This window comes from uncultured Merdimmobilis sp., from assembly GCF_902471145.1.
Classification (GTDB): domain Bacteria; phylum Bacillota; class Clostridia; order Oscillospirales; family Ruminococcaceae; genus Merdimmobilis; species Merdimmobilis hominis.
Window position 1 is genome coordinate 42178 of sequence record NZ_CABRJC010000013.1, and the last position, 22369, is coordinate 64546.

Annotated in this window: 29 protein-coding genes; 20 read left to right on the top strand and 9 right to left on the bottom strand. The window is 60.2% G+C overall.

Features of this window, described 5'->3' with window-relative positions; genetic code table 11:
* Positions 1–4 precede the first annotated feature (4 nt).
* The 5 genes from gpmI to RDQ42_RS07360 form a co-directional block, all read right to left on the bottom strand.
* Complete coding sequence (gene gpmI / locus RDQ42_RS07340) at positions 5–1519, bottom strand: 2,3-bisphosphoglycerate-independent phosphoglycerate mutase (protein ID WP_071427652.1); 1515 nt, start codon at positions 1517–1519, stop codon at positions 5–7.
* Between the two features lie 16 nt (positions 1520–1535).
* Positions 1536–2303, bottom strand: a complete 768-nt coding sequence (tpiA, locus tag RDQ42_RS07345) for a triose-phosphate isomerase (RefSeq protein ID WP_054331431.1) — start codon at positions 2301–2303, stop codon at positions 1536–1538.
* A gap of 32 nt (positions 2304–2335) precedes the next feature.
* A complete protein-coding gene (pgk, locus tag RDQ42_RS07350) occupies positions 2336–3529 on the bottom strand; it encodes a phosphoglycerate kinase (RefSeq protein ID WP_071427650.1) in 1194 nt (397 codons plus the stop codon).
* Positions 3530–3780: 251 nt separating this feature from the next.
* On the bottom strand, positions 3781–4653 hold the full coding sequence (locus RDQ42_RS07355; protein ID WP_054331429.1) for a DegV family protein: 873 nt from the start codon (positions 4651–4653) through the stop codon (positions 3781–3783).
* Positions 4654–4660: 7 nt separating this feature from the next.
* Positions 4661–5161 carry a tRNA (cytidine(34)-2'-O)-methyltransferase gene (locus RDQ42_RS07360; protein ID WP_054331428.1) on the bottom strand — a complete coding sequence of 167 codons (501 nt, stop codon included), beginning with the start codon at positions 5159–5161 and terminating at the stop codon, positions 4661–4663.
* Between the two features lie 359 nt (positions 5162–5520).
* Here RDQ42_RS07360 and RDQ42_RS07365 point away from each other — a divergent pair, with 359 nt between their 5' ends.
* From RDQ42_RS07365 to RDQ42_RS07455, 19 genes are all read left to right on the top strand, one after another.
* Positions 5521–5994 carry a terminase small subunit gene (locus tag RDQ42_RS07365; protein ID WP_308588496.1) on the top strand — a complete coding sequence of 158 codons (474 nt, stop codon included), beginning with the start codon at positions 5521–5523 and terminating at the stop codon, positions 5992–5994.
* On the top strand, positions 5981–7222 hold the full coding sequence (locus tag RDQ42_RS07370) for a PBSX family phage terminase large subunit (protein ID WP_308588497.1): 1242 nt from the start codon (positions 5981–5983) through the stop codon (positions 7220–7222). Before RDQ42_RS07365 ends, RDQ42_RS07370 begins: the two co-directional genes overlap by 14 nt.
* Positions 7223–7332: 110 nt before the next feature.
* Entirely contained in the window at positions 7333–8481 is a 1149-nt protein-coding gene (locus tag RDQ42_RS07375) for a phage portal protein (RefSeq protein ID WP_161802827.1), read from the top strand.
* A complete protein-coding gene (locus RDQ42_RS07380; protein ID WP_231358022.1) occupies positions 8474–9412 on the top strand; it encodes a hypothetical protein in 939 nt (312 codons plus the stop codon). The genes RDQ42_RS07375 and RDQ42_RS07380 overlap by 8 nt, the downstream gene beginning before the upstream one ends.
* Before the next feature lie 13 nt (positions 9413–9425).
* Positions 9426–10424, top strand: coding sequence for a phage major capsid protein (locus tag RDQ42_RS07385; protein WP_231358021.1), 999 nt, complete (start codon positions 9426–9428; stop codon positions 10422–10424).
* A gap of 11 nt (positions 10425–10435) precedes the next feature.
* The gene (locus tag RDQ42_RS07390) at positions 10436–10804 is read left to right on the top strand and encodes a hypothetical protein (protein ID WP_054331424.1); all 369 of its coding nucleotides are present in this window, start codon (positions 10436–10438) and stop codon (positions 10802–10804) included.
* Entirely contained in the window at positions 10801–11133 is a 333-nt protein-coding gene (locus RDQ42_RS07395) for a hypothetical protein (protein WP_231358020.1), read from the top strand. Before RDQ42_RS07390 ends, RDQ42_RS07395 begins: the two co-directional genes overlap by 4 nt.
* Positions 11126–11614: a hypothetical protein gene (locus tag RDQ42_RS07400; protein WP_231358019.1), complete on the top strand. Its 489-nt coding sequence runs from the start codon at positions 11126–11128 to the stop codon at positions 11612–11614. The genes RDQ42_RS07395 and RDQ42_RS07400 overlap by 8 nt, the downstream gene beginning before the upstream one ends.
* The gene (locus tag RDQ42_RS07405) at positions 11611–12642 is read left to right on the top strand and encodes a phage tail sheath protein (RefSeq protein ID WP_231358018.1); all 1032 of its coding nucleotides are present in this window, start codon (positions 11611–11613) and stop codon (positions 12640–12642) included. Before RDQ42_RS07400 ends, RDQ42_RS07405 begins: the two co-directional genes overlap by 4 nt.
* A 13-nt stretch (positions 12643–12655) precedes the next feature.
* The gene (locus RDQ42_RS07410; RefSeq protein ID WP_054331420.1) at positions 12656–13039 is read left to right on the top strand and encodes a hypothetical protein; all 384 of its coding nucleotides are present in this window, start codon (positions 12656–12658) and stop codon (positions 13037–13039) included.
* The gene (locus RDQ42_RS07415) at positions 13036–13335 is read left to right on the top strand and encodes a hypothetical protein (protein WP_054331419.1); all 300 of its coding nucleotides are present in this window, start codon (positions 13036–13038) and stop codon (positions 13333–13335) included. Before RDQ42_RS07410 ends, RDQ42_RS07415 begins: the two co-directional genes overlap by 4 nt.
* Positions 13332–13613, top strand: a complete 282-nt coding sequence (locus RDQ42_RS07420; protein WP_054331418.1) for a hypothetical protein — start codon at positions 13332–13334, stop codon at positions 13611–13613. The genes RDQ42_RS07415 and RDQ42_RS07420 overlap by 4 nt, the downstream gene beginning before the upstream one ends.
* Positions 13613–13972, top strand: a complete 360-nt coding sequence (locus tag RDQ42_RS07425) for a hypothetical protein (protein WP_054331417.1) — start codon at positions 13613–13615, stop codon at positions 13970–13972. Before RDQ42_RS07420 ends, RDQ42_RS07425 begins: the two co-directional genes overlap by 1 nt.
* Before the next feature lie 16 nt (positions 13973–13988).
* Positions 13989–14921 (top strand): hypothetical protein, encoded by a 933-nt coding sequence (locus RDQ42_RS07430; RefSeq protein WP_054331416.1) that lies wholly within the window; start codon positions 13989–13991, stop codon positions 14919–14921.
* A gap of 5 nt (positions 14922–14926) precedes the next feature.
* Positions 14927–15268 (top strand): hypothetical protein, encoded by a 342-nt coding sequence (locus RDQ42_RS07435; protein ID WP_054331415.1) that lies wholly within the window; start codon positions 14927–14929, stop codon positions 15266–15268.
* A complete protein-coding gene (locus RDQ42_RS07440) occupies positions 15268–15618 on the top strand; it encodes a hypothetical protein (RefSeq protein ID WP_054331414.1) in 351 nt (116 codons plus the stop codon). Before RDQ42_RS07435 ends, RDQ42_RS07440 begins: the two co-directional genes overlap by 1 nt.
* Position 15619: 1 nt before the next feature.
* Entirely contained in the window at positions 15620–16681 is a 1062-nt protein-coding gene (locus tag RDQ42_RS07445) for a baseplate J/gp47 family protein (protein WP_054331413.1), read from the top strand.
* A complete protein-coding gene (locus tag RDQ42_RS07450) occupies positions 16678–17280 on the top strand; it encodes a putative phage tail protein (protein WP_231358013.1) in 603 nt (200 codons plus the stop codon). Before RDQ42_RS07445 ends, RDQ42_RS07450 begins: the two co-directional genes overlap by 4 nt.
* Positions 17273–17689 carry a hypothetical protein gene (locus RDQ42_RS07455; RefSeq protein WP_054331411.1) on the top strand — a complete coding sequence of 139 codons (417 nt, stop codon included), beginning with the start codon at positions 17273–17275 and terminating at the stop codon, positions 17687–17689. The genes RDQ42_RS07450 and RDQ42_RS07455 overlap by 8 nt, the downstream gene beginning before the upstream one ends.
* Positions 17690–17752: 63 nt before the next feature.
* Here the strand turns inward: RDQ42_RS07455 and RDQ42_RS07460 are convergent, their stop codons facing one another.
* Entirely contained in the window at positions 17753–18340 is a 588-nt protein-coding gene (locus tag RDQ42_RS07460) for an ECF transporter S component (RefSeq protein WP_054331410.1), read from the bottom strand.
* 52 nt (positions 18341–18392) lie between these two features.
* A complete protein-coding gene (locus RDQ42_RS07465) occupies positions 18393–19250 on the bottom strand; it encodes a pyridoxamine kinase (RefSeq protein WP_054331409.1) in 858 nt (285 codons plus the stop codon).
* Positions 19251–19717: 467 nt separating this feature from the next.
* Here RDQ42_RS07465 and RDQ42_RS07470 point away from each other — a divergent pair, with 467 nt between their 5' ends.
* Positions 19718–19900, top strand: a complete 183-nt coding sequence (locus RDQ42_RS07470; protein WP_308588499.1) for a hypothetical protein — start codon at positions 19718–19720, stop codon at positions 19898–19900.
* Positions 19901–19949: 49 nt separating this feature from the next.
* On the opposite strand, the gene RDQ42_RS07475 is transcribed toward RDQ42_RS07470, so the two are convergent.
* Together RDQ42_RS07475 and RDQ42_RS07480 are read right to left on the bottom strand one after the other, a co-directional pair.
* Positions 19950–21323, bottom strand: coding sequence for a TrkH family potassium uptake protein (locus RDQ42_RS07475; RefSeq protein ID WP_054331407.1), 1374 nt, complete (start codon positions 21321–21323; stop codon positions 19950–19952).
* Between the two features lie 91 nt (positions 21324–21414).
* Positions 21415–21855, bottom strand: coding sequence for a bis(5'-nucleosyl)-tetraphosphatase (locus RDQ42_RS07480; RefSeq protein ID WP_071427640.1), 441 nt, complete (start codon positions 21853–21855; stop codon positions 21415–21417).
* Positions 21856–22369: the final 514 nt, after the last annotated feature.

Below are 22369 nucleotides of genomic sequence, written 5' to 3' on the forward strand. Positions count from 1 at the left end.
TTCCTTATTGCAGCAGAGACCGACCGGTCATCTCGGTGGGCTGGGGGAGTTCCAGCAGCTCCAACATGGTGGGGGCGATGTCCGCCAGGATTCCACCCTCCCGCAGGCCGCGGGAAATCCCCGCCGCGACAAAGGGCACCGGGTTGGTGGTGTGAGCGGTAAACGGGCTGCCATCTTCAGCCATCATCTGGTCTGCGTTTCCGTGGTCCGCTGTGATAAGGGCAGCTCCTCCAGCCTTCAAAAGGTGGTCCACCAGCTGGCCGACACAGGCATCCACCGCTTCCACCGCTTTGACTGCGGCTTCATACACACCGGTGTGACCCACCATATCGCAGTTGGCATAGTTGAGGATGATGACGTCATACTCCCCGCTGTCGATGCGGCGCAGGGCCTCTTCCGTGACGGCAAAGGCGCTCATCTCCGGCTGCAAATCGTAGGTGGCTACCTTGGGAGAGGGGATCAGTACCCGGTCCTCACCAGGATAGACCGCCTCCACCCCACCGTTGAAGAAAAAGGTGACGTGGGCATACTTCTCGGTCTCGGCGATGCGCAGCTGCCGTTTGCCGTGGGCGGAGAGGTATTCCCCCAAGGTGTTTTCCAGCTTTTGCGGCGGAAAGGCAATTTGAACCCCCGGCATGGTGGCGTCGTACTGGGTCATGCAGATGTAATGGAGAGGGAAATACCCCAATCTCCGGTTAAAACCAGTAAATTCCGGGTCCACCAAAGCACGGGTGATCTCCCGGGCGCGGTCGGGGCGGAAGTTGAAAAATACCACCGTGTCCCCTTCCCGGATCATCCCCTGCTGGTCGCAGACGGTGGGCTCCACAAATTCATCGGTAATCTCTTTTTTATAGGATTTTTCCAGAGCATCCTCATAATCGGGGTTGTAGCTGCCTTCCCCATAGACCATGGCGGCATAGGCCCGCTCCACCCGCTCCCAGCGGTTGTCCCGGTCCATGGCGTAATAGCGGCCCATGAAGGTGGCCAGCTTCCCTACCCCGATGGCTTCCATCCCCTCCACCAGCTTTTTCAGGTAGATGCCGGCAGTGTGAGGCGGCACATCCCGCCCGTCCAAAAAGGCGTGGACATAGACCTTCTCAAGCCCCTCCCGCTTGGCCAGCTCGATGAGGCCCAACAGGTGGGAAAGGTGGCTGTGAACCCCGCCGTCCGAGAGGAGGCCCAGCAGGTGGAGGGCTTTATCCCCCTCCTTACAGGCCCGGACTCCCGCGAGGAGGACGGGATTCTGGTAAAAATCCCCGTCCTTTATGGATTTTGTGATACGGGTCAGCTCTTGGTAGACGACCCGGCCCGCGCCCATGTTGGTGTGCCCCACCTCGGAGTTGCCCATCTGCCCCTCCGGCAGGCCCACAGCCAGGCCGGAAGCCTGCAACTGGGTGTGGGGGTTTTCAGCAAAAATGCGGTCCAGATTGGGGGTCTTTGCCGCCCGGATCGCATTTCCTTCGGTTTGATCGGCCAGGCCATACCCATCCAGTATGACAAGGGCCAGTGGTTTTTTCATTGAATTCTCCCCCATCTTATCTGGATGCCGCTTGGACAATGGCGGCGAAATCTGCCGCTTTCAGCGATGCGCCGCCGATGAGGCCGCCGTCCACATCCGGCTGGGCAAGAAGCTCGGCCGCGTTGGAGGCTTTCATCGAGCCGCCGTACTGGATGGTGAGAGCTTCGGCGGCCTCCCCGCCATAGAGGGCGGCGACGGTGGCGCGGACCACAGCGTTCCCCTCACCCGCTTGGGCAGCGGTGGCGGTTTTTCCGGTGCCGATGGCCCAGATGGGCTCATAGGCGACAATGATGTTGGAGAGCTGTGAGGCTGTTACCCCCGCTAAGGCCGCTGTGGCCTGGCGGGAGAGAACCTCCCGGGTTTTGCCCTCCTCCCGTTGGGAGAGGGTCTCCCCCACGCAGAGGATGACCTTGAGGCCGGCTTCCAAGGCGGCCAGCAGCCGCTTGTTGACTGTTTCGTCGGTGTCGCCAAAGTATTGGCGGCGCTCCGAGTGGCCGAGGATGACATATTCCGCCCCCAGCTCGGTGAGCATGGCGGGGGAAATCTCCCCGGTGAAGGCGCCGGACTCCTCCCAATGGCAGTTCTGGGCGCCGATTTTGATGTTGCTGCCGGCAGCCGCCGAGAGGGCGGTCTCCAGGTCGGTATAAGGAACGCAGAGGACCACCCCGCAGGCGGCTCCTGCCACCAGGGGTTTTATCTCCTCAATCAGCGCTTTGGCCTGGGGGCGGGTCAGGTTCATCTTCCAGTTGCCCGCGATGACCGCGCTGCGCTTGTTCGGGTTCATAGGTTTTCCTCCCATACATGGAATTATGCGGTTTAGTCCCGGTCGGAAAGGCAGGCGATGCCGGGCAGTTCCAGCCCTTCCAGGAATTCCAGGGAGGCGCCGCCGCCGGTGGAAATGTGGGTCATTTTATCGGCAAAGCCCAGCTGTTCCACCGCCGCTGCCGAATCGCCGCCGCCGATGATGGAGACCGAGCCGCTGTCCGCCACCGCTTTGGCCACGGCACAAGTGCCCTCGGCAAAGGGCTTCAGCTCAAACACGCCCATGGGGCCGTTCCAAACCACAGTGCCCGCTCCGGCAATGGCCTTGGCAAACAGTTCCCGGGTCTTGGGGCCGATATCCAGCCCCTGCCAGCCGGTGGGGATTGCTTCTGAGCCGACCACTTTGGTAGCCGCGTCCGCCGAGAAAGCGTCAGCCACCACATTGTCCACCGGCAGGAGAAGGGCCACGCCGTTCTTTTCGGCTTTGGCCATCAGTTCTTTGGCCAGGTCCAGTTTATCTTCTTCGCAGATGGAGTCACCGATCTCACAGCCCTTGGCTTTGAGGAAGGTGTAGGCCATGCCGCCCCCTATGATGAGGGTGTCCACTTTATCCAATAGGTTGTTGATCACACCGATTTTATCCGAGACTTTGGCGCCGCCCAAGATGGCTACAAAAGGCCGTTTGGGGTCATCCAGCGCCTTGCCCATGACCTCCAGCTCCTTCTGGATCAGGTAGCCGCAGGCGGAGGGCAGGTAGTCCGCCACCCCGGCGGTGGAGGAGTGGGCCCGGTGTGCAGTGCCGAAAGCGTCGTTGACATACAGCTCTGCCAGAGAGGCCAGCTGCTTGGAGAATTCTGGGTCGTTTTTGGTCTCCTCCTTATGGAAGCGGACGTTTTCCAGGAGCATGACCTCCCCGTCCTGAAGGGAAGCGGCCAGGGCTTTGGCGTCCTCCCCCACAACATCCTTTGCCATCTTCACCGGCTGGCCCAACAGTTCCGACAGGCGGGCGGCCACCGGCTTCATGGAGAATTCCTCGGCATAGCCGTTTTTCGGCCGGCCCAGGTGGGAGCAGAGGATGACCCGCGCCCCTTGATCAACCAAGTACCGGATGGTTTTGAGGGATTCCTGGATGCGTTTGTCGTTGGTGATGGCCCCATCTTTGACGGGGACGTTAAAATCGCAGCGGACCAAAACCCGTTTGCCGTTCAGGGAAAGGTCCTCCACATTTTTTTTGTTCCGTGCGTTCATGCTGCACAACCTTTCACAGTGTATTCTTATGGGATGCCGGATGGGAGCTGGCACTATTTCCGGCTTTGATGGACGTTGCTGAGTGCGATCACTTCTGCGATTCATTGTACCCTATTCCACCGGCATTTTCAAGTGCGGCGTTGGAATAGGGGCCCATCTGCGCTGTCAGCAACAATTGGGGGAAATTCCCAAATAGGATATACAGCAAAAGGAAAAGGGAGGGGTAAACCCTCCCTTTTGTCATCTCTTATTTATTTGGTGCCGGGGATGGGGAAAGCAATGCCCACCATGTTGGGCCCGGAGTTGATGGCGATGCAGGCACCGGTGCGCAAGATATAGGCCGGCTTTTTGCCAGTCATCTCCTCGATAAGGGCGCAAAGCTCGTCAGCGGGCTTTTTATCCTCCCCGTAGAGCATGACAAAATCCCGGCCTTCGCCTTTATCCCGGTAAATTTCAGCGATGCGGTGGATCACCCCTTTGTCACCGCGAACCTTCTCCAGCACCACATTCTCCCCATCAGGGAAGGAAACGATGGGCCGCAGCCCCAAAAGGTCCCCTACAAAGGCGGCAGTGGAACCAAGGCGGCCAGAACGCTTGGCAAATTTCAAGGTGAAGAAAGTCGTGAAAATCTGGTTTTCGTCGATGGCTTTGACCAAATAGTCTTTCAGCTGCTGGAAGGTTGCCCCCTCCTTGAGCATCTTGGCGGCGTTGATCAGCGGGTAGCCATACCCCAACGAGTAGGCTTTGCCGTCAATGGCCTCAATGGTCAGCTTGTCCGCCAGTTCTGGACGGCTTTGAAACAGTCCCTCGATGGCCAGATGGCAGTTGCTTAAGGTATTGGATCCCTTGCCGTTGATGGAAACATACAGAATATGGGTGTACCCCTCTTGGCTGGCCTTCCAGAATTCCTCCAGAAAGCGGATAGGGGTAACCCCCGCGGTGGTGGGGAGCTCCTGGCAGGTATTCAGCATCTGGTAAAACTCCTCCGAGGTAAAATCCACCCGGTCTTCCAGGGTTTTCCCTTCATAAGTGATGGGCAGGTTGATGATGCGGATGCCCAGTTCCTCTTCCAAATCCCGGGGGATGTCGCATGCGGAATCGCTCATCAAAAGTATCTTTTCCATGGTTTCATTATTCCTTCCACTGGTATTTGGTCAGTTTCCCCTTGGATTCCAGGGCAGGGTATCCCCATTGGCGCAGCGCTTCATAGGTGGCCACTGCCACGGTATTGGACAGGTTCAAACTGCGGGCCGCCCCGATCATAGGCAGGCGGACACAGGTGGGTTCGTTTTGGACCAGCAGCTCCTCCGGGAGGCCGGCGTCCTCCCGCCCAAAGACGATATAAGCGTTGTCCGGGTAGGAGACTTCGCTATAGACATGGCGGCCTTTGGTGGTAAAATAAAAAAATTCCCCTTGGTTCCTGCTGAAAAAGTCAGAGAGGCCGTCGTAATAGGTGATGTCTAGCAGGTGCCAGTAATCCAGGCCCGCCCGCTTGAGTTTTTTGTCGTCAATGGAAAAGCCCAGCGGCCCCACCAGGTGGAGGCGGGCCCCGGTGGCCGCACAGGTGCGGGCGATGTTGCCGGTATTCTGGGGAATTTGGGGCTCAACCAAAACAATGTTCAAAGTTGGCATAGGGGGTATCATCATCCTTACGGCGGGGTCGCCCGTCAAAAATAAGAACAACTGCCGCGGCAAAAACTTTGCATCCCGCTTCCCTCTTTGCAGGGAGACTGATACCGGCGGGGAACTCCCCCATGGCCGGCATGCAACAATTGTTACATATTCTATTTAACTATAATTTTCCGTGTTCGTCAAGGGGCGACACCAGGGGATTTCCCCCTCCGGCGGACAACGCAAGCGTCCTATCCCCCAATCCGCCAGTTTTTCAAATATTTTTGAGAAGTTGCAGTTTTTTTGCAACTTCTTTTTTCTTTTGGCGGGAAAGATGAAGGGCCCTTCCCCCTTCTCGAAAGACCAATGGATTGTGAGGGATGCGTTTGGAAACACCTTTGACCGCTAAGGAGCGGTTGTTCTGCGGGGCTTACGCCCGCCTGCTGCTGCCCCGGGAAGCTGCCCTGGAGGCGGGATATCCAGCCAAAAAGGCAGCAACCATCGCCGGCGAGCTTCTCTGCCGGGAGGAGATCCGCCAAGCGGTGGGGGAGGAGATCCGGCGGGCGCCCCACAGAGACCTGCTTCCAGAGATTGTCAAAAGCGGCCTCCTGCGGCTTATCTTCTCCTCGGCCCAAGGCGGTGTGACAGCAGAAGGGGCGGATCTCCCCGACCTGTTCGGCGTGTCGGAGATCAAATCCGGCAAAAACGGGGTGGAGGTCAAGTTTGCCGACCGGCTGCGGGCCCTGGAACTGCTGTGGGAGATCGCCAAAGAGGAGACCCCCGCCGGGGAGAACCCCATCTACCAGGCTCTCCTCATGAGCGCCAAGGCCCTGGAGGCCCATGGGAAGGATTGACCGCTTTTCCCCCAAACAGCTGCGGGTGCTGACCTGGTGGCTGGAGGAGGGATACAGCGGCATCCTCTGCGACGGGGCCATCCGCTCCGGCAAGACCTTCTGCCTCACCCTCTCCTTTGTGCTGTGGGCCATGGCCTCTTTTGCAGGGGAGGACTTCGCCATCTGTGCCCGGACGATCCGGGGGCTGCGGCGAAATCTCCTCTTCCCCCTGCTGCCCTATCTGCGGGAGCTGGGGATGGAGGTGCGGGAACAGCCCTCCCAAAACCTGGTGACCATCCGCCAGGGGAACCAGCAGAACCGGTTTCTTCTCTTCGGAGGCAAGGACGAGGGCTCCGCCGCCCTGATCCAAGGCGCCACCCTGGCGGGGGTGCTGCTGGATGAGGTGGTGCTGATGCCCCGCTCCTTTGTGGAGCAGGCCCTGGCCCGCTGCTCGGTGGAGGGGGCCAAATTCTGGTTTAGCTGCAACCCCGACCACCCGGGCCACTGGTTCTACCGGGAATGGGTGCAGAAAGCCGAGGAGAAGGGCATCCTCTACCTCCACTTCACCATGGAGGACAATCCGGGGCTCTCCGACCAGGTGCGCCGGCGATATGAGGGCCTTTACTCCGGAGGGTTTTACCGGCGGTATGTGCTGGGGGAATGGTGCGCCCCCCAAGGACTTGTCTACCCCATGTTCGACCCTGTCCGCCACCTGCGGGAGCCGGACGGGGAGTACCGGAGGTACCTGATCTCCTGCGACTACGGCACCGTAAACCCCTGCTCCATGGGGCTGTGGGGAGAGCGGGATGGGGTGTGGCACCGGCTGGCGGAACAGTATCTGGACAGCCGCCGGGACGGCCTGACCCGCACCGACGAGGAGCTTTATGCTGCCCTGGAAGAACTGGCTGGGGACCGGGCCATCGAGCAGGTAGTAGTGGACCCCTCGGCAGCCAGTTTTCTAGCCTGCATCCGCCGTCACGGCCGGCTCCGGGTTTTACCCGCTGACAACCGGGTGAAGGAGGGGATCCAGCTGGTGAGCGAAGCCCTTCTCGCAGGGAGAATGCTTTTCTCCCCCCAATGCGCCGACACCATCCGGGAGTTTTCCCTCTACCGGTGGGACGAAGGGGCGAGGCAGGACAAGCCGGTGAAGGAGTTTGACCACGCCATGGATGACATCCGCTACTTCGCCATGGCGGCGATGCAGGAGGGGGAATCCGGGTTCTTCGCCGTGAGTGTGGAGCGGGGATGACCTGTTCCCAAAAAATCCCTTTTTCGCCCGTCGGCGGGGCGGATGGGGACGGCAACCAACAGCGCGCCCCCTTGGGGGGCAAAACAATTATGAGAAAGGAGGAGGATTGTTTGGGCTTTTCGAATTTATTCCGCAGGCCTGCCCTTTCGGTGCAGACCGGGCGGGGCTCCCCCCATCCATTCAGCCCCTTGGAGGACTACACCCCTCTGTGCGGCTGCGATGGGGAACTGTATGCCTGCCTGCGGGAAGCGGTCCCCATCATCGACGCGGCCATCGACAAAATTGTCCGGCTGACTGGCGGGTTTACCGTACTCTGTGAGGAGGAGGCCGTCCGGGAGGAGCTTTGCCGGTTTCTCTCCCAGGTGCCAGTCTCCGGCGGGCAGACCGGCATCGCCCCCTTTTTGGCCTCCTACCTGGACAGCTTATTGACCTATGGCTCGGCGGTAGGGGAAATCCTCCCCGGGGAGGAAGGGGTCCTGGGGCTGTACAACGCCCCCTGCCGCCAGGTGACGGTCAAACCGGGCCAATCCCCTATGGAGCTGTGCTTTTACGTCCCCGGGGAGGAGGGTCTTGTACCGGTGCGGGAACCCCAGTGGATCTTGTTTTCCGCCCTGCGGCCCAACCCCGGGGAAATACGAGGGAATTCGCTTTTAAAGGGCCTGCCTTTTGTCAGCGATATCCTGTTAAAAATCTTCCGCTCCATCGGCAACAACTTTGAACGGATTGCCAACCTGCGTTACGCCGTCACCTACAAGCCCGGCGCCGGGAGCCTGGACCGGGCCTATTCCCAGGAAATCGCCGCCTCCATCGCCAAGGAGTGGCAGAACGCCATGAATTCGGGCAAAAGCGGCTCCATCCGGGACTTTGTGGCAGTGGGCGACGTGGATGTCAAGGTCATCGGTGCGGACAACCAGATGATTGACACCCAGGTGCCGGTGCGCCAGATGTTGGAACAAATGGTGGCAAAACTGGGGATCCCGCCCTTTTTATTGGGCCTCAACTGGTCCACCACCGAGCGGATGAGCGCCCAGCAAGCGGACATCCTCACCAGTGAACTGGAGTATTACCGCTCCCTCTTGACCCCGGTGGTGGAGAAGGTCTGCCGCAGCCATCTGTTGCTAAAGGGGATGGACCGGCCCTTCTCCATCGACTGGGACTGCATCAATCTGCAGGACGAGGTGGAGCTGGCCAACACCCGGCTGATCCAGCTTCAAGCCGACCGGCTGGAGCGGGAAAACAAGGAGGCTATGGATGAATAGAATCGACCCATTCCCCGAAGCGGCGGCCGGGGAGAAACAACTCGCCGCCATCAACCGCTTCTCCCGCCGGAAACTCTCCCCCGATGAGGTGTTTGTCTTTGCGGTCAACCTCTGCGACAACGAGGTGGACCGGGATGGGGAGCGGTTTACCCGCCCTGCCTTGGAGGCCCTTGCCCCCATGATGCTGGGCAAGACCGGCATCTTCGACCACAATCCCCAGGGTGCGGGGCAGACCGCCCGGATCTTTTACACGCAGGTAGTGGAGGACCCCAGCCGGGAAACCAGCTGCGGGGAACCCTTCTGCCAGCTGCGGGCCCTGTGTTACCTGCCCCGATGCGAGAAAAACGCCGACCTGATTTTGGAGATTGACGCGGGGATCAAAAAAGAGGTGAGCATTGGCTGCGCAGTGGCCAAAAAAAGCTGTTCCATCTGCGGGGCAGCGGCCGGCTCCTGCGGACACAAAACGGGGGAACGGTACGGCGGCCAGCTGTGCTGCACCCTGCTGGAAGAGCCCACCGACGCCTATGAGTGGTCCTTTGTGGCGGTACCCGCCCAGCGGGAAGCCGGGGTAACCAAAGCCTACGGCACCGCCCTCTCCCCTGGGGAGCTGAAGAAGAAGCTCGCGCTGGGGGAAGTCACTTTAAAATCCGGGGAGGCCAAAGCCCTTCTCACCCAGCTGGAGCGGCTGGAGCCACTTGCCCAGGCTGGGGAGGAGTACCTCTCCTCCCTGCGTCGGGAGGTGGAGAAGGCACTGGTGCTTCAGCACCCGGCCCTGACTGGGACCCTGGCCCAAAAAGCGGCGGCTTCCCTCTCCTGCCGGGAACTTCAATCCTTCCTGGCCGGGCTGGGAAAAGGCACCGGCCTGCCGGTGCCCCAGCTCTATCGCCCGGAGGGAACCACAGCCACATCCAACCGCCATTTTAAACTGTAAGGAGGCTATTTTTATGGGCAATTATCAATCGGTTGTTCTGGAAAAATCCATGTACCACACAGGCGAGGGCTTTTTGAACCGCCTGGAGGCCTTAGACCCCTCCCGCGGGTACGAGGGCACCGACCTCTGCGGCCTGGATGCCCTGGAGCGCCAGCTGAAACGGTTCGACATCAAAGTAAGCGGCCCCTTGGGCGACCGGGTAGAAAAATTCTTCCAGGACCCCCAGTCCGCCCTCCTCTTCCCCGCTTACCTCACCCGAGCAGTGGAGCAGGGGATGAAAAACTCCCCCTTGGATCTAATCCTGGCGGCCAAAACGGTGGTGAACACCCCCGATTACCGCTCCATCTCCTCCACCGCCAGCGAGGATGAGGACAAAGCCATCGCTGAGGGCGGCGCCATCCCCGCCACCCAGATCCGCCTCAAGGATAAACTGGTGACCCTCAACAAGCGGGGCCGGATGCTCTCGGCCAGCTATGAGGCAATCCGCTTCCAGCGGCTGGAGCTGTTCGCCGTCACCCTGCGGCAGATCGGCAACTCCATCGCCCGGCGCAAGCTGAAAGACGCGGTGAGCGCCCTCATCGGCACTGGGGATGATGCGGCGGAGAAAACCGTCTGCGCCACCTCCGGAACCTTGGCCTACAGCGACCTTCTCAAGCTGTGGCAAAGCTTTGAGGACTATGAGATGAACCTGCTGCTGGCTTCCCCCGACATGGCGGGCAAAATCCTCTCCCTGCCAGAGTGCAACCTGCCCGGCTGTGCCGCCGCCTTCACCGGCCCGGACGCGGCCCTCACCCCTTTTGGCGCGGTGCTGATCAAATCCGACGCGGTACCTGCGGGAACAGTCATCGCCATGGACAAAAACTGCGCTTTGGAGATGGTCTCCTGCGGCGGGGTAACCGTGGACTCCGACAAGGTGATCGACTGCCAGCTGGAGCGGGTGGCCATCACCGAGACCTGCGGCTTCGCCAAAATCTTCCCCGACGCGGTGAAGGTCTTGACCCTGACTGCATAAGGGGTGCGCCTATGTCGGAAGTTGACGCCGTATTGACGGCATTCCTCTCCCTCGCCGGTTTGGACGAGGGGGAAAAAGAACGGTGGCGGGGGCTGTGCGCCTCTGCCTGGAACGACCTGCTGGCCCACCTGCGGGAGGGGATTTCCCCCTCCCAGCAGGGGGAACGGCTCACCCAGGGGGCGGCGGCTATCGCCTATTACAAATACGCCCTTTTAGAGGCGGCGGTGGGGTGCCACAGCCTCAAAGCGGGGGAGCTTTCGGTCTCCTGCGATGGGGACGGCCTGCTGCGGGCAGCTGGAGCCATCCGGGACGACGCCATCCTCTCCCTTGCCGACCTGGCGGACTTCTCCCCCAAAGTCCTTTTTGAGGTGAAACCGTGACCGGTGTGGAGGCCATCCTCACCCGCCTGGGGTGGGAGACGGCCATCGAACACCAAGGGGAGGTGCACCGGGTAAAGGCGGTGGTGCAGCCCATCCACGACCGGAACAAGCTGTATTTGGAGGCGGATTACTCCGCCTTGGGGCAGCTGGAAAAAGGCCATGCCCTCTACTATGGGCCAGCCCTCCCCTACCCCCAGCAGGGGGACTTTATCCGCTTTGGGGAGGAACATTATTTTGTGAAGCAGACGGAGAACTTTTACGGCAAAGGCAAGGCCCTCTACCGGTGGGCGGTTCTCCAGCGGGCGCGGGAGGAGGAGCGGGATGGCTGATTTGAAGGAGCTGAAACAGCAGCTGGTGGACTACCTCTCCGACCATTTTTCCGGCCAAGGGGTGGCGGTGATGGGGGAATTTCCTCCATCGCCCAAGCCCTCCCCCCTCCTCAAAAGCCGGATTGCCGTGGGGTTTGACGCTATGGCAGTTCAAGATGCAGGGCTGGACGACTATCTGGGGGAGGACAGCAGCCAGACCCTGCGGGGGCGGTATGTACAAATCACCCTGCGGTTTGATCTGGCCTGCCCGGTCCGCCTGGGGGGTGGGGCCTGCCAAGGGCTGTTCGAGGACCTGCTCGACGCCCTGCTCCTTCGTCGCAACAGCCTGGGGGTGGAGGAGCTGACCTGTGGCCCTGTAGCTTACGACAAAAACATCGGGGGCTTCCTCTTGTGCGCCAAGGGGCGGATGAACGCCTTGATCAGCGCCGGGGAGACCTCCCTCGCCATTGATGAAATTGAACTGAGGAGGGTGATGGAATGAACCCCATTGCTACCAAACGGCCGGGGGTGTACTCCCAATATGCGGTGACCAGCCTGTACGCCCGGCCGGTCAGCGAACGGGCTGCTGCCCTGGCAGGCGTTTTTCCCGAGGTGGAGGGGGTGACCCGCCTTTCCCGCTACAGCGAGGCCGCCGCCCTGCTGGAAGGCTGGGCATTAGCCGCCTGTTCCCTCCTGTTTGGGAGGGGGGTGGCCGCGGTCTACCTCTCGCCGGCAGCTACCGATACAGCAGAGGGGTACGCCGCCGCCTTTGCCGCCTTGGAGCCGGTGGCCGAGGTGGGCTGCATCCTCTGCGATAAGGCCGAGGAGGACATCCTCGACGCCTTGCAGGAGAGCTGCCAGCGGGCCAGCGAAGGAAGCCGGGAGCGGTTGGGTTTCTGCGGGGTGGACGACAGCGCCGCCGCCTCTTCCCTGGCCTCCGCCCTGAACAGCGAGAGGATGGTCCTCGTCTGCCCTGCCCCCTCCCTGGGCGGTGCGGCATGCCCTCCTTTGGGCGCGGCGGCAGTGGCCGGGGAAATCCTCTGTGAAAGCGACCCCTCCACCGGGTTCTCCGGACGGGAAATCCCGCTGCCGGAGGGCCTCTCCCGGGAACTGGGACAGGATGAGGTGGAAACCCTGCTGGGCGCTGGGGTCACCCCCTTGGAGACCCAGCCGGGCGGGGTGGAGATCATCCGGGCGGTGACCACCCGCACCAAGACCGGCGGCAAGACGGATTTGAGCTTCCTGCCGGTCAACACCATACTGATTATTGACCACGTGATGGAAACGGTGCGGGGCGCCCTCAAATCCCGGCTCACCGGGATGAAAAACACCACCCAGACCCGGGAGAGCATCGCCTCCCAGGTGACAGTGGAACTGGGTCAGCTGCTGGATGGGGAGATTATCGAAAGCTATGAGCCGCCCCGGGTGTATGTCCACCCGGACGACCCGGCGGTACTGGTGGTAGAGCTGGCCTTTGCCGTGGCCCACGCCGCCAACCAGATTTTGATCTCCGCCAGCATCCAGGTGTAAAGGAGGCACAGGTATGGCAATTGGTTCTCTGCCGACAAGCAAGGATATTTACATTGAAATCAACGGCAAAAAGCTGGCCGTAGTCCAGAGCTATAAGGCCCGGTCCACCCGGGAAAGCCGCACCATTGAAGCCTTTGGTTCCAGCGAACCGGTGGGCACGGTAGGGGGGCGGGTAAAACACATTCTGGAGCTCTCCCGGGTGTGCCTGACCGGCGGGTTGGACGATGGCATCGGCTTCTTCGACCTCTCCGGCTTCAACGTGGTAGTGGTCAAACCCGACCGGAAAATCATCTACTCCGGCTGCGAGTGGGCCGGCATCACCGAGACGGCCGCCTTGGGGGATGTGATGGTGGAATCAGTCACCGTCGCCGCTGCCAAGCGGATGGAGCTGCGATGAGCGGGCCCAGCTTCGCCCCCCTGACCGCCGGCGACGCCCTCAAATTGCGCCGGGTGGCCGCCCAGGTGCTCCCCCAGCTATTCGCCCAGATGGACGACGACCTAGGCGCCCTGGCTGTGGCTTACAACTGCGCGGCGGTCTTCCTCTCCCTGCGGCGGGGAGAGCCTCAGCTGACCCACCCCGCCCAGGTACTGGAGCGTTTCTCCCTGGAGGAGCTGGCCCAGTATGCCCAGCTCCTGCGGGAGGGCGGGGAGTGGGGCGTCAACGAATCCTTTGACAGGGAGGTGGGAAGATGACTGGATTGGAACGGGCCCTCGCCCGAAACAAAGAGGCCGCCGGGCTGACCCCGCCCCACCGGGAGAACCTTCCGGCGGCGGTGATGCCAGATCCCCCCGCGGTGGCACAGATGCCCAACCTCCCCCAAGAGGGGGAACCCGTTGCCGATTGGAAACCGGCGGAGATGGAGGCCTTCCCTGCCTCCCCCCTTTGGGAGGATGAGGACAACCTCCTTCACCGGATGGCCAAACTGCAAGAACGGGAAGCCCTGCGCTTCCCCTTTGGGAGGGATTTTTGATGGATCGCATGCAATTCGGGGACTACCTCTTCCCCCACAACCCCCACACCATCCAGGTGGAGACTGCCCAGAAGGCGGCAGAACTATTCCTTCCCCGGCTGGGGGGACGCATCCAGCCCCTGGGGCCCCAATGCCGGCGGATCACCTGCAAAGGGGAACTGTTTTCCGACAGCCCACAGAAAACAGGGAAAGCCCTTGCTTCCCTGGCACAAGCGGCGGGAAGCGGGGAGGTCAAGACTTTATTCCTCCCCACCGGCGAGGCGCTGTTTGCCCTTTTTGAACGGCTGACCTACACCGCCGACGGGGACGGGCGGGTCATCGCCTACACGGCGGTGTTTTTGGAGGAGGCAGGGCAGTGAAAGGACGGTGGCCACAATGAGCAATTTGATCCAGCTGACCGGGTACAGCCAGACCGGGACGGCCTGCCCGCTGCCCCAGCCGGTCTCCCTCCAACTGAGCCGGGCGGTGGACTCCCCGGCGGACGGGCTGGAGCTGACCCTTCCCCTACCCCAGGACCTGCCGCCCCTTTGTAAAGTGAAAGCCCAGCTGCCAGGGGATATCCTCTTCATCGGGGAGGTGGATGAGGAGGAGCGGGTCTCTTCCCCAAAGGGGGAACTGCTCTCCCTCTTTGCCCGGTCGGACGGGGCGCTGCTGCTGGACAACCAAGCCCTTCCCCAGCGGTTTGACTCCCCCCGGCTCCAGGATGTCTACCAGCGGTATATTGCCCCTTACGGCTTCCCGATCGCCGGGTTTGGGGAGCTGCGGCTCCCCTCTTACCGGGTGTCCAAGGGGGCCAGCGAGTGGGAGGCCTTCTGCGGGTTTTGCGAGGGAGCTCTAGGGGTGCGGCCCTACCTGACCCCCCAGGGAGTCATTGAACCCCAGCGGCCCAGCGGGGGGCGGCGGTACACCATTGGGGAGGGGGGCTTAGCCTACCAAAAGCTGACCTTCCGGCGGGAGCGCAGCCGGGTCCTCTCCAAAATTTGCATCCGGGGGGAGGAGGGCTACTACTCCTCCGCGGTCTCCAGCGAAAAAGCCCAGGAGATCGGGGTGCGGCGCAAACGGTACTGGATCCCCCCCGATGAATACCAGCACAACCCCCAGGCCGGGGCGGACCGCCTGCTCATGGACGCCTGGAACCGTTACCGGCAGGCGGAGGCGCTGCTGCCCGACCTTCTTCCCCTCTCCCTGGCCGACCGGTTCGACCTCATCGACTCCATTGGCTCGGAGATGGGATATTACCCGGTGGAGATCCGGTGGGAATTCTCCGCCAGCGGGGCCTTTACCCGGCTGTATCTACGAAAGGAATGACAACCATGACAAACCAATTGGACCCCTGCACCGGGAGGATCTCCGCCTCGGCGGAAGGTAAGATCACCGCAGCTGCCGACTGCTGCGACACCCTCCCCCTCTTTTGCCCCAGCGGCCTACGCTGCTTCCCCAAGGAGGGGGAACAGGGCTTCCTCATCCCCTTTGGGGGCGGCTACGCCCTGCTGGGCACCGCAGCTTCCACCCAAGGGCTGAATCCGGGGGAGCTCATCCTGGAAAGCGGCGGCGGGGCCTATATCCACCTGAAAAACACCGGGGATGTGGTAATCAATGGGCTGGCCATCCAACCCGACGGGACAGTGGTCCCCCCTCAAAAGGAGGATACCTAATGGACACACTTTTGCACAACGGGGATTTTCTCTTGGACAGCCGGGGGCTGCCCCAGACGGTGGATGGGAAGGCGGAACTAGCTCAGCGGGCGATGATTCGACTCATCTGCCGCAAAGGGGGCTTTGCCCCCAACCCTAAGCTGGGCAGTGAACTGTACCGTCTCAAGAGGGGTCCCGCCGCCCAGATGAACCGAGCAGCCCAGGGGTATGTAATGGATGCCCTCGCCCCTATGGCCGGGGCAAAAGCGGGAGAGATCACCTGCCGCTATGACCCGGAAGAAGATCGGATCGAACTTTCCCTGGAGCTGGCTTTGGGCGAGGCATCCACCCTGTTGGAGGTGAATTTATAACATGACCCAAACGGAAATTCGGACGGCCATGACCGACCGCTTCCGGGAATTGACCGGCGCGGAGGCGGACGACGCCTCCGACCTGGGCATCCGGATGACGGTACTGGCCGCCCAGCTGGAGCTTTTGTACAACTACGCCGCAGAACTGGAGGCCCGGGCCTTTCCTGAGACCAGTTCCGGTGAGTTTTTGGACCGCCATGCCGCCCAGCGGGGCTTGCAGCGCAAGGCGGCCACCTGTGCCCAAGGGGTGCTGAAGTTCGTCCGCGCCACCCCGGCCCCCCAAGATATCCCCCTTCCGGCGGGGCTGATTGTCTCCACCGACGGAGAACCCTCCTATCGGTACCAAACCACCGAGGACGGGATTCTCCCCCAGGGGAAGACAAGCGTGCTCATCCCCGCAAAGGCAGAACTTGCCGGACGCGGGGGAAATGCGGCATCCGGCGCCGCCTCGGTGCTGATCACCCCGGCCAGCGGTATCGCCTCGGTGAGCAACCCCGACCCCTTCACCGGCGGGGTGGACGCGGAGGACGATGAATCCCTGCGCAGGCGGCTGCTGGAGAGTTACCGGGAGGTGTCCAACGGAGCCAACGCCGCCTACTATCACCAGGCTGCCTTGGAAGAAGAGGGGATCACCTCTGCCCTAGTTCTGCCCCGGCCTTCCGGCGCTGGCACGGTGGAGGTGGTAGTCACCGCTGGGGGGACCGCTCCCTCCCGGGAGGTGATGGACCGCCTCAAGGAGCGGTTCGCCGCTGAAAAAGAGATCAGCGTGGACGTCACCCTCACCCCGGCCCAGGCGGTGGCGGTCCCTGTCTCGGTGGAGATTGAAACCTCTGCCGGACTGGAAGAGGCTAAAACCCAGGTGGAGGAAGCCCTCACTCAATACCTGACGGGGCTGGGGGTGGGCAGCAGCGCCCTCCTCGCCGGGATGATCCACAGGGTGTATAGCCTGCCCTCTGTCACTAACTGCCGCTTCCTCACCCCTACGGGGGACACCTCCATTGAGCCGCGGCAGGTGGCGGTGCCCGGGGCCATCACCGTGACCCAAATGGGGGCCGCCCAATGAGGGCGGCGGCTATGGCCCTGCGGGAGATGCTCCTCCCCATGGGTCTTTATGACCTCTCCCCCGACAGTTTTGTCAGCCGGGAACTGGAAGCCTACGGGGTGGGGTTCGCCTTGGTGGAAGAGGTCTTGCGCCGGGTGGCGGAGGACAGCTTTGTCACCAGCTGTTCCGGGGAAGCGCTGAGCCGGTGGGAATTCCTTCTAGGGCTCCCCACCCAACCGGAAGTCCCCCTGGAAAGCCGACGGGAGACGGTGCTGGCCCGCCTGGCCATCCGACCTGGGGACTTCACCCTCCCCCGGCTGGAACAGTCGGTCAGCGGGGCCGGAGTCAAGGTGAAGATCACCGAGAACCCGCCACAGGGGGCCCTTTCGATCTCCTTTGTGGACACCCTGCTGGAGTATGAAAACTGGGAGCAGCTGAAAAAGCAGATCCAGGCCCTGCTACCTGCCCATCTCCCGGCGGAGTTTGATGTGGGCATTCTGACTTGGGAGATGTTCGACGGGTTCAGCCTCTCCTTCACCGACTGGGATTCGGCCGATTTCAGTTGGCAATGGTTTGATATCAACGGCCACAAACTTGGAAAGGAGGGGCAGCATGCCTAGTTCCCAAAAAACCGCCCATCTCTCCCTCAACAGCTGGTCCGGCGCCGACAAGCCCAAAATGGACGACTTCAACGCTGACAACCTCAAGCTGGATGCGGCGTTTCACCAGCTTACCCCAGTGTGCGGCAGCTATGTGGGGGATGGGAAGATCACCCGGGCGGTGGACTTGGGGTTCCGCCCCAAAATATGCTTGGTCTACACCGACTTCGTCCCCCTGCTGCGGATGAACCCCACTTTGTACACCGAGGTGCAGATCGGCTTTGCCATCCTCTCGGAGGCAGGATGCAGCATGGGAGCATCCCTCACCGATACGGGGATTTCGGTGCGCAGCGGCGCTGGGGAGTACGACTACGAAGCCTTCTTCCTCAACAGCTCCGGCCAGACCTACTACTATATCGCCTTCCGGTAACAACAACGAAAGAAGGGCCTCCCCCTAGCTGGGGAGGCCCTTCTTTCTGGGTAAATGTCGATTCTATGATTGAGAGGGGAAGAGTTTGCGGTAAATGCCCGCCCGCTTCATAGCGGCCAGGAACAATGGGGCCACCAGCACCGAAACGATGACGGCGACAACCCCGTTGAACAGGGACACCGAGCCCTTCTGCACCAGGGAAGCCAGGACGGTGTTCATAGGGTTGTGGTGGAGGTAATACCCCTCCACAAAATTTTTGCCCAGGTATAAAATCACATAGGAAACCGAGCCGCACAGCGCTCCTATGATATTTTTGGCCTTTTTCTCCCCGCGGCTGCCGCCAGAGTGGGCAATGACGCCGCAGACTGCACCCATAGCGAATTTAAACACCAGGGTAAAGGGAGCGCTGGAGACGAACAACGGGTCCATCACATCAAAGAAAGCGGAACCGATGCCGGCAGCCAACCCGCCCCGGACGCCGCCCAGCAGGAGGCCAGACAGCAGACAGAAGATGTTGCCGAAGTGAATCATGGTTTTGCCGATGGCTGTGGGGATGTAAATTTTAAAGTTGGTTGCCACAAACACCACGGCGGCCATCAACCCGATGGCGGCGATGTCATAGGCGGTGATTTTCTGCTTGGTCTTGTTCATAAAAACACCCTCTATCTCGTAGTAGCGGAGAGATAGGAAGGACAGGCTGCCGTTACAGGATTTGGTAGTTCTTCAGCACTTCCCGCTGGGTCAGCCAAGGCAGGGAGCGCTCCAGCATCACCCCTTGGCGGGTCTCGGTCCCGTAGCTGAAGGTGGTTTTGATGGAGATTTCCGCAAACCGGGTGGCCCGATCCATAGAGATGGGCAGGCTGTCCCCCGTGAGCAGCGAACCGATTAGGGCGCTGGCGTACAAATCCCCTGTCCCAGGGTAAGAGACCGGCACATAGTCACAGGTCACCCGCCAAAAGGCGTTTTGGTCCCGGTCGTAGCCCACGTTGGCGATCTCTCCGGTGGCCAGGGAAAGGCCGGTGATCACCACATTTTTGGGCCCCAGCTCCGACAGGCGGACCAGCATACTCTTGGCTTTGGCCCGGGTGACAGGCTCGTGGCTGTACTCCTCCCCCAGCAAAATGCAGGCTTCGGTGTAGTTGGGGGTGATCAAATCCGCCACCGACACCAGTTCGCCCATGCGGGTCTGCAGTTCCTTGGTATAGGTTTTATAGGGCTTTCCGTGATCCCCCATCACCGGGTCCACCACAATCAGTGCCTTGGGGTAGCTGCGGAAAAACTCCAGACAATGGTCCACCTGTTCCTCCGACCCCAAAAAGCCGCTGTAAATGCACTCGAAGTCAATGCCCAGCTCCTGGTAGTTTTCCAGGGCGCGGGGAATGTAGTCCGTCAGATCCCGGAACACCACATCCCCAAAGCCAAAATGGCAGGAGAGCATGGCGGTGGGAACGGGGCAAACCTGCACCCCCATGGCGGAAAGCACTGGGAGAATCACCGTCAACGAACACCGGCCCACGCCGGAAAGATCATGAATGGCCGCAACGCGCAATGGTCTATCCATATAATATCCTCCGCTTTTCATCTATCAGTATACAGTCCGTCCGGGGGCTCCGCAACGCGGAAGGAAAGGCGGTTTGTCCCCCCGCCTTTTGTGCAAAACCCCTTGTTTTTTAGAATAACACAAACTCATTCTTATTGCAAAACACAAGATTTTTTGAATTTTGGGATAAGGCGCTAAATCATTATTGCAATATAGCTAATTTTTCTCTATTTCAAATCGCCAAATCCTGTGGCATTCGTAGAATCGTTGGGATAGTCCAATTTGTTTTTGAAACTTGGAAGCCTTGTCAAATCTTCTCGGGTGTTTTCGGCGGCGGCTGGGAAAGGATAAAAAAGCATGGGACAAAGAAGCGCCGGCACTGGAAATGGAGAAAAAACGTTGGGTTTTCCAAATTTCCAGCATATCGCACCAGCCAGCGCCGCCTCGTCCCAAGCGATTTTTGTTTTGGAAGAGAGGGGAACCACCTTATGAACAAACCTGTTTCCGCCACCATCGCCGGCATCGCTGCCTGTGCCGCCGTGGGCACCGCCGCCTATATGGCCACTGCAAAATCCAGCAAAGCCCAGCGCCGCGCCCTGAAAAAGAATGCGGGCAAAGCCCTGCGCACTGTGGGCAATGTCATTGAAAACATGTCTTCGATGATCGGCTAACAGAGCCCATCCCCCCAAGCCCTGGGGGGATACATACATGGGGGGTTCCCTATCCCACCATGATCCGCCCTTCGGGGATGACCTCTTTTTTGTTGGAAGCGGGCTTCGCGGCAAAGGAGAGGACAAAAGAGACCGGGCCCACACGCCCTAAGAACATGAGCAGGATGAGCACGATTTTGGAGGGGATGTTGGCCATGCCGGTCACCCCGCAGGAGATGCCCACGGTGGCGAAAGCGGAGCAGGCCTCAAAAAAGCTTTGGGAGCCGGTGATGGAGTGGCTCTCCCCCATAGTCCCCACCATGACCCCGGCGGCCGTAGCCACCGCCATGATGGCGATGAGGATGATGGTCAGGGATTTATACACCGTCTCCTTGTTGATCCGGCGCTTGAGGATGATGGTGTCATCCCGGCCCCGGGCCACCGAGACAATGGTCATCATCAGTACGGCCAAGGTGGTGACCTTGATACCTCCGGCGGTGGAGCCGGGAGCGGCGCCTACCAGCATGATGAGGCCGGATAAAATCTCGGTGATCGGTCGGAAACTGTCGGTGGGCACACTGTTGAATCCGGCGGTGCGCAGGGTCACCGACTGGAATAGAGCGCCGGTGAATTTCTCGTACCAAGAGAGGCCGCCCATGGTGGCCGGGTTGTTCCATTCAAAGACGGCAAAGACCAAGAACCCCGCCCCGATGAGTATACCAGTGACAATAAGAACCACACGGGTGTGCAGCGAAAGTTTTTTGGTGCGGAAATAAGCAAACAGCTCCTGCCAGACATAGAAGCCCAGGCCGCCGGCGATGATGAGGGCCATGATCACCCCGGTGACCATCAGGTTGCCGTTGTAGTTGCATAAGGAGATGTATGGGGTCTGCCGGCCCAGGATATCAAACCCGGCATTGCAGAAGGCCGAGACGGAGAGGAACACCGAGATCCACACCCCTTCCAGCCCGTATTGGGGGACAAAGGTGATACACAAAAGAAGGGCCCCCAACAGCTCGAAAGCCATGGAAGTTTTTACCACCATCCGCACCATATTCCCCGCGGTTTCCAGCCCGCTGGAGTTGACCGACTCCTGGGCCAGCTGCATGCTGCGCAGGCCCATCTTCCGGCCGATGGCCATGCTGATAAAAGAGGTCAGGGTCACCAGCCCCAAGCCACCCACCTGGATGAGGGATAGAATGACCACCTGCCCAAAATAGGACCAGTGGGTAAAGGTGTCAAACACAATCAAGCCAGTAACACAGGTGGCGCTGGTGGCGGTGAACAACGCATCCAAAAAGCCGGTAAACTCCCTGCTTTTGGAGGAGAACGGCAGCATCAGAAGCACCGATCCCACCAGGATTACCAGCACAAAGCTGATCATAATGGTCCGGGCCGGGAACGCAAAGAGCCGGGATCGTTTCTTGTCAAAATTCTGCATCATCTTTTGTCTTCCTTTATACAATCTTAAGGATGGGGAGAAACAGCAATCTCCCGCGGGGTGGGCGGGAGATTCCTTGGCAAGGTCTTCTGTTTTAATTCTTAGTCAGATAGCGCTTGGCATGGCCGATCAGGTTCTTGTCGTTTTTAAAAGTGACCGAACGGTGGGCATCTTCCAGCTTGACCCAGCAGATCTCGCTGACTTCTTCCTCTTGCTTAACCACTTTATCGTCTAAGGCATGGCCCAGAAAATAAACCACCTGCTTTTTGACGTTGGGTTTGGGGTAGTATTCCACACATTGGCGGAATCCCTCCTGTAAATCGATGGTGAGGCCAGTTTCCTCCTTGACCTCCCGCAGGGCGGTTTCACACTCTGTCTCCCCCGATTCCACATGGCCTTTCGGGAAAGACCAATGCCCCCCAAACCGATGCTTCAGCAGCAAAAGTTCCACGGCGTTTTGCCTGACACGGTAAACCAAAGCACCGCACGATTTCTCCTGCTTCACCTTGTAATCACCTCGTTCTAGCGTTAGCATTGCCGCCCCTTCCCCCCGCTATGCGGCGGCCCGGGGCGTTTTCTTAAGTTCCAATCAAAACGGGCGCAGCGCTGGGGAACCGCTTGGAAAGTTTCCCAGCTGGGGCGTGGCGGCAATCCGCATCCCCAGGAAAGAAAAATTCCATCTTGCGGCCGATGCGGGGCAAAAAACACCTTCCCGCGGCTGCTCTGTGGTCATTATACCATTCTTTTTTGGATTCGAAAAGGGGGAAGCGGAACATTTCCGCCCTTCTTGGCTTTTTGGTTGACAACCCCCTCTTGTTCGGTGTAAACTAAAGTCCAGCAGGGGAGTGCCCACCCAAAGTCCCCACCCCTATTTTGGGATGTTGTTTGAAAGGCCTAGAAAAACAGCCCAGGCAATTTCTTGTGGCAGCTCTTCTCTTGATCCGTTTTTATAGGGCTCCGCAGCTCAGCCGGATAAAGCGACCTCCTCCTAAGGTTGTGCTCTACCTGCCGCTTTACGGTGAAAAGTGATTGTTACCAGTTTTAATTGA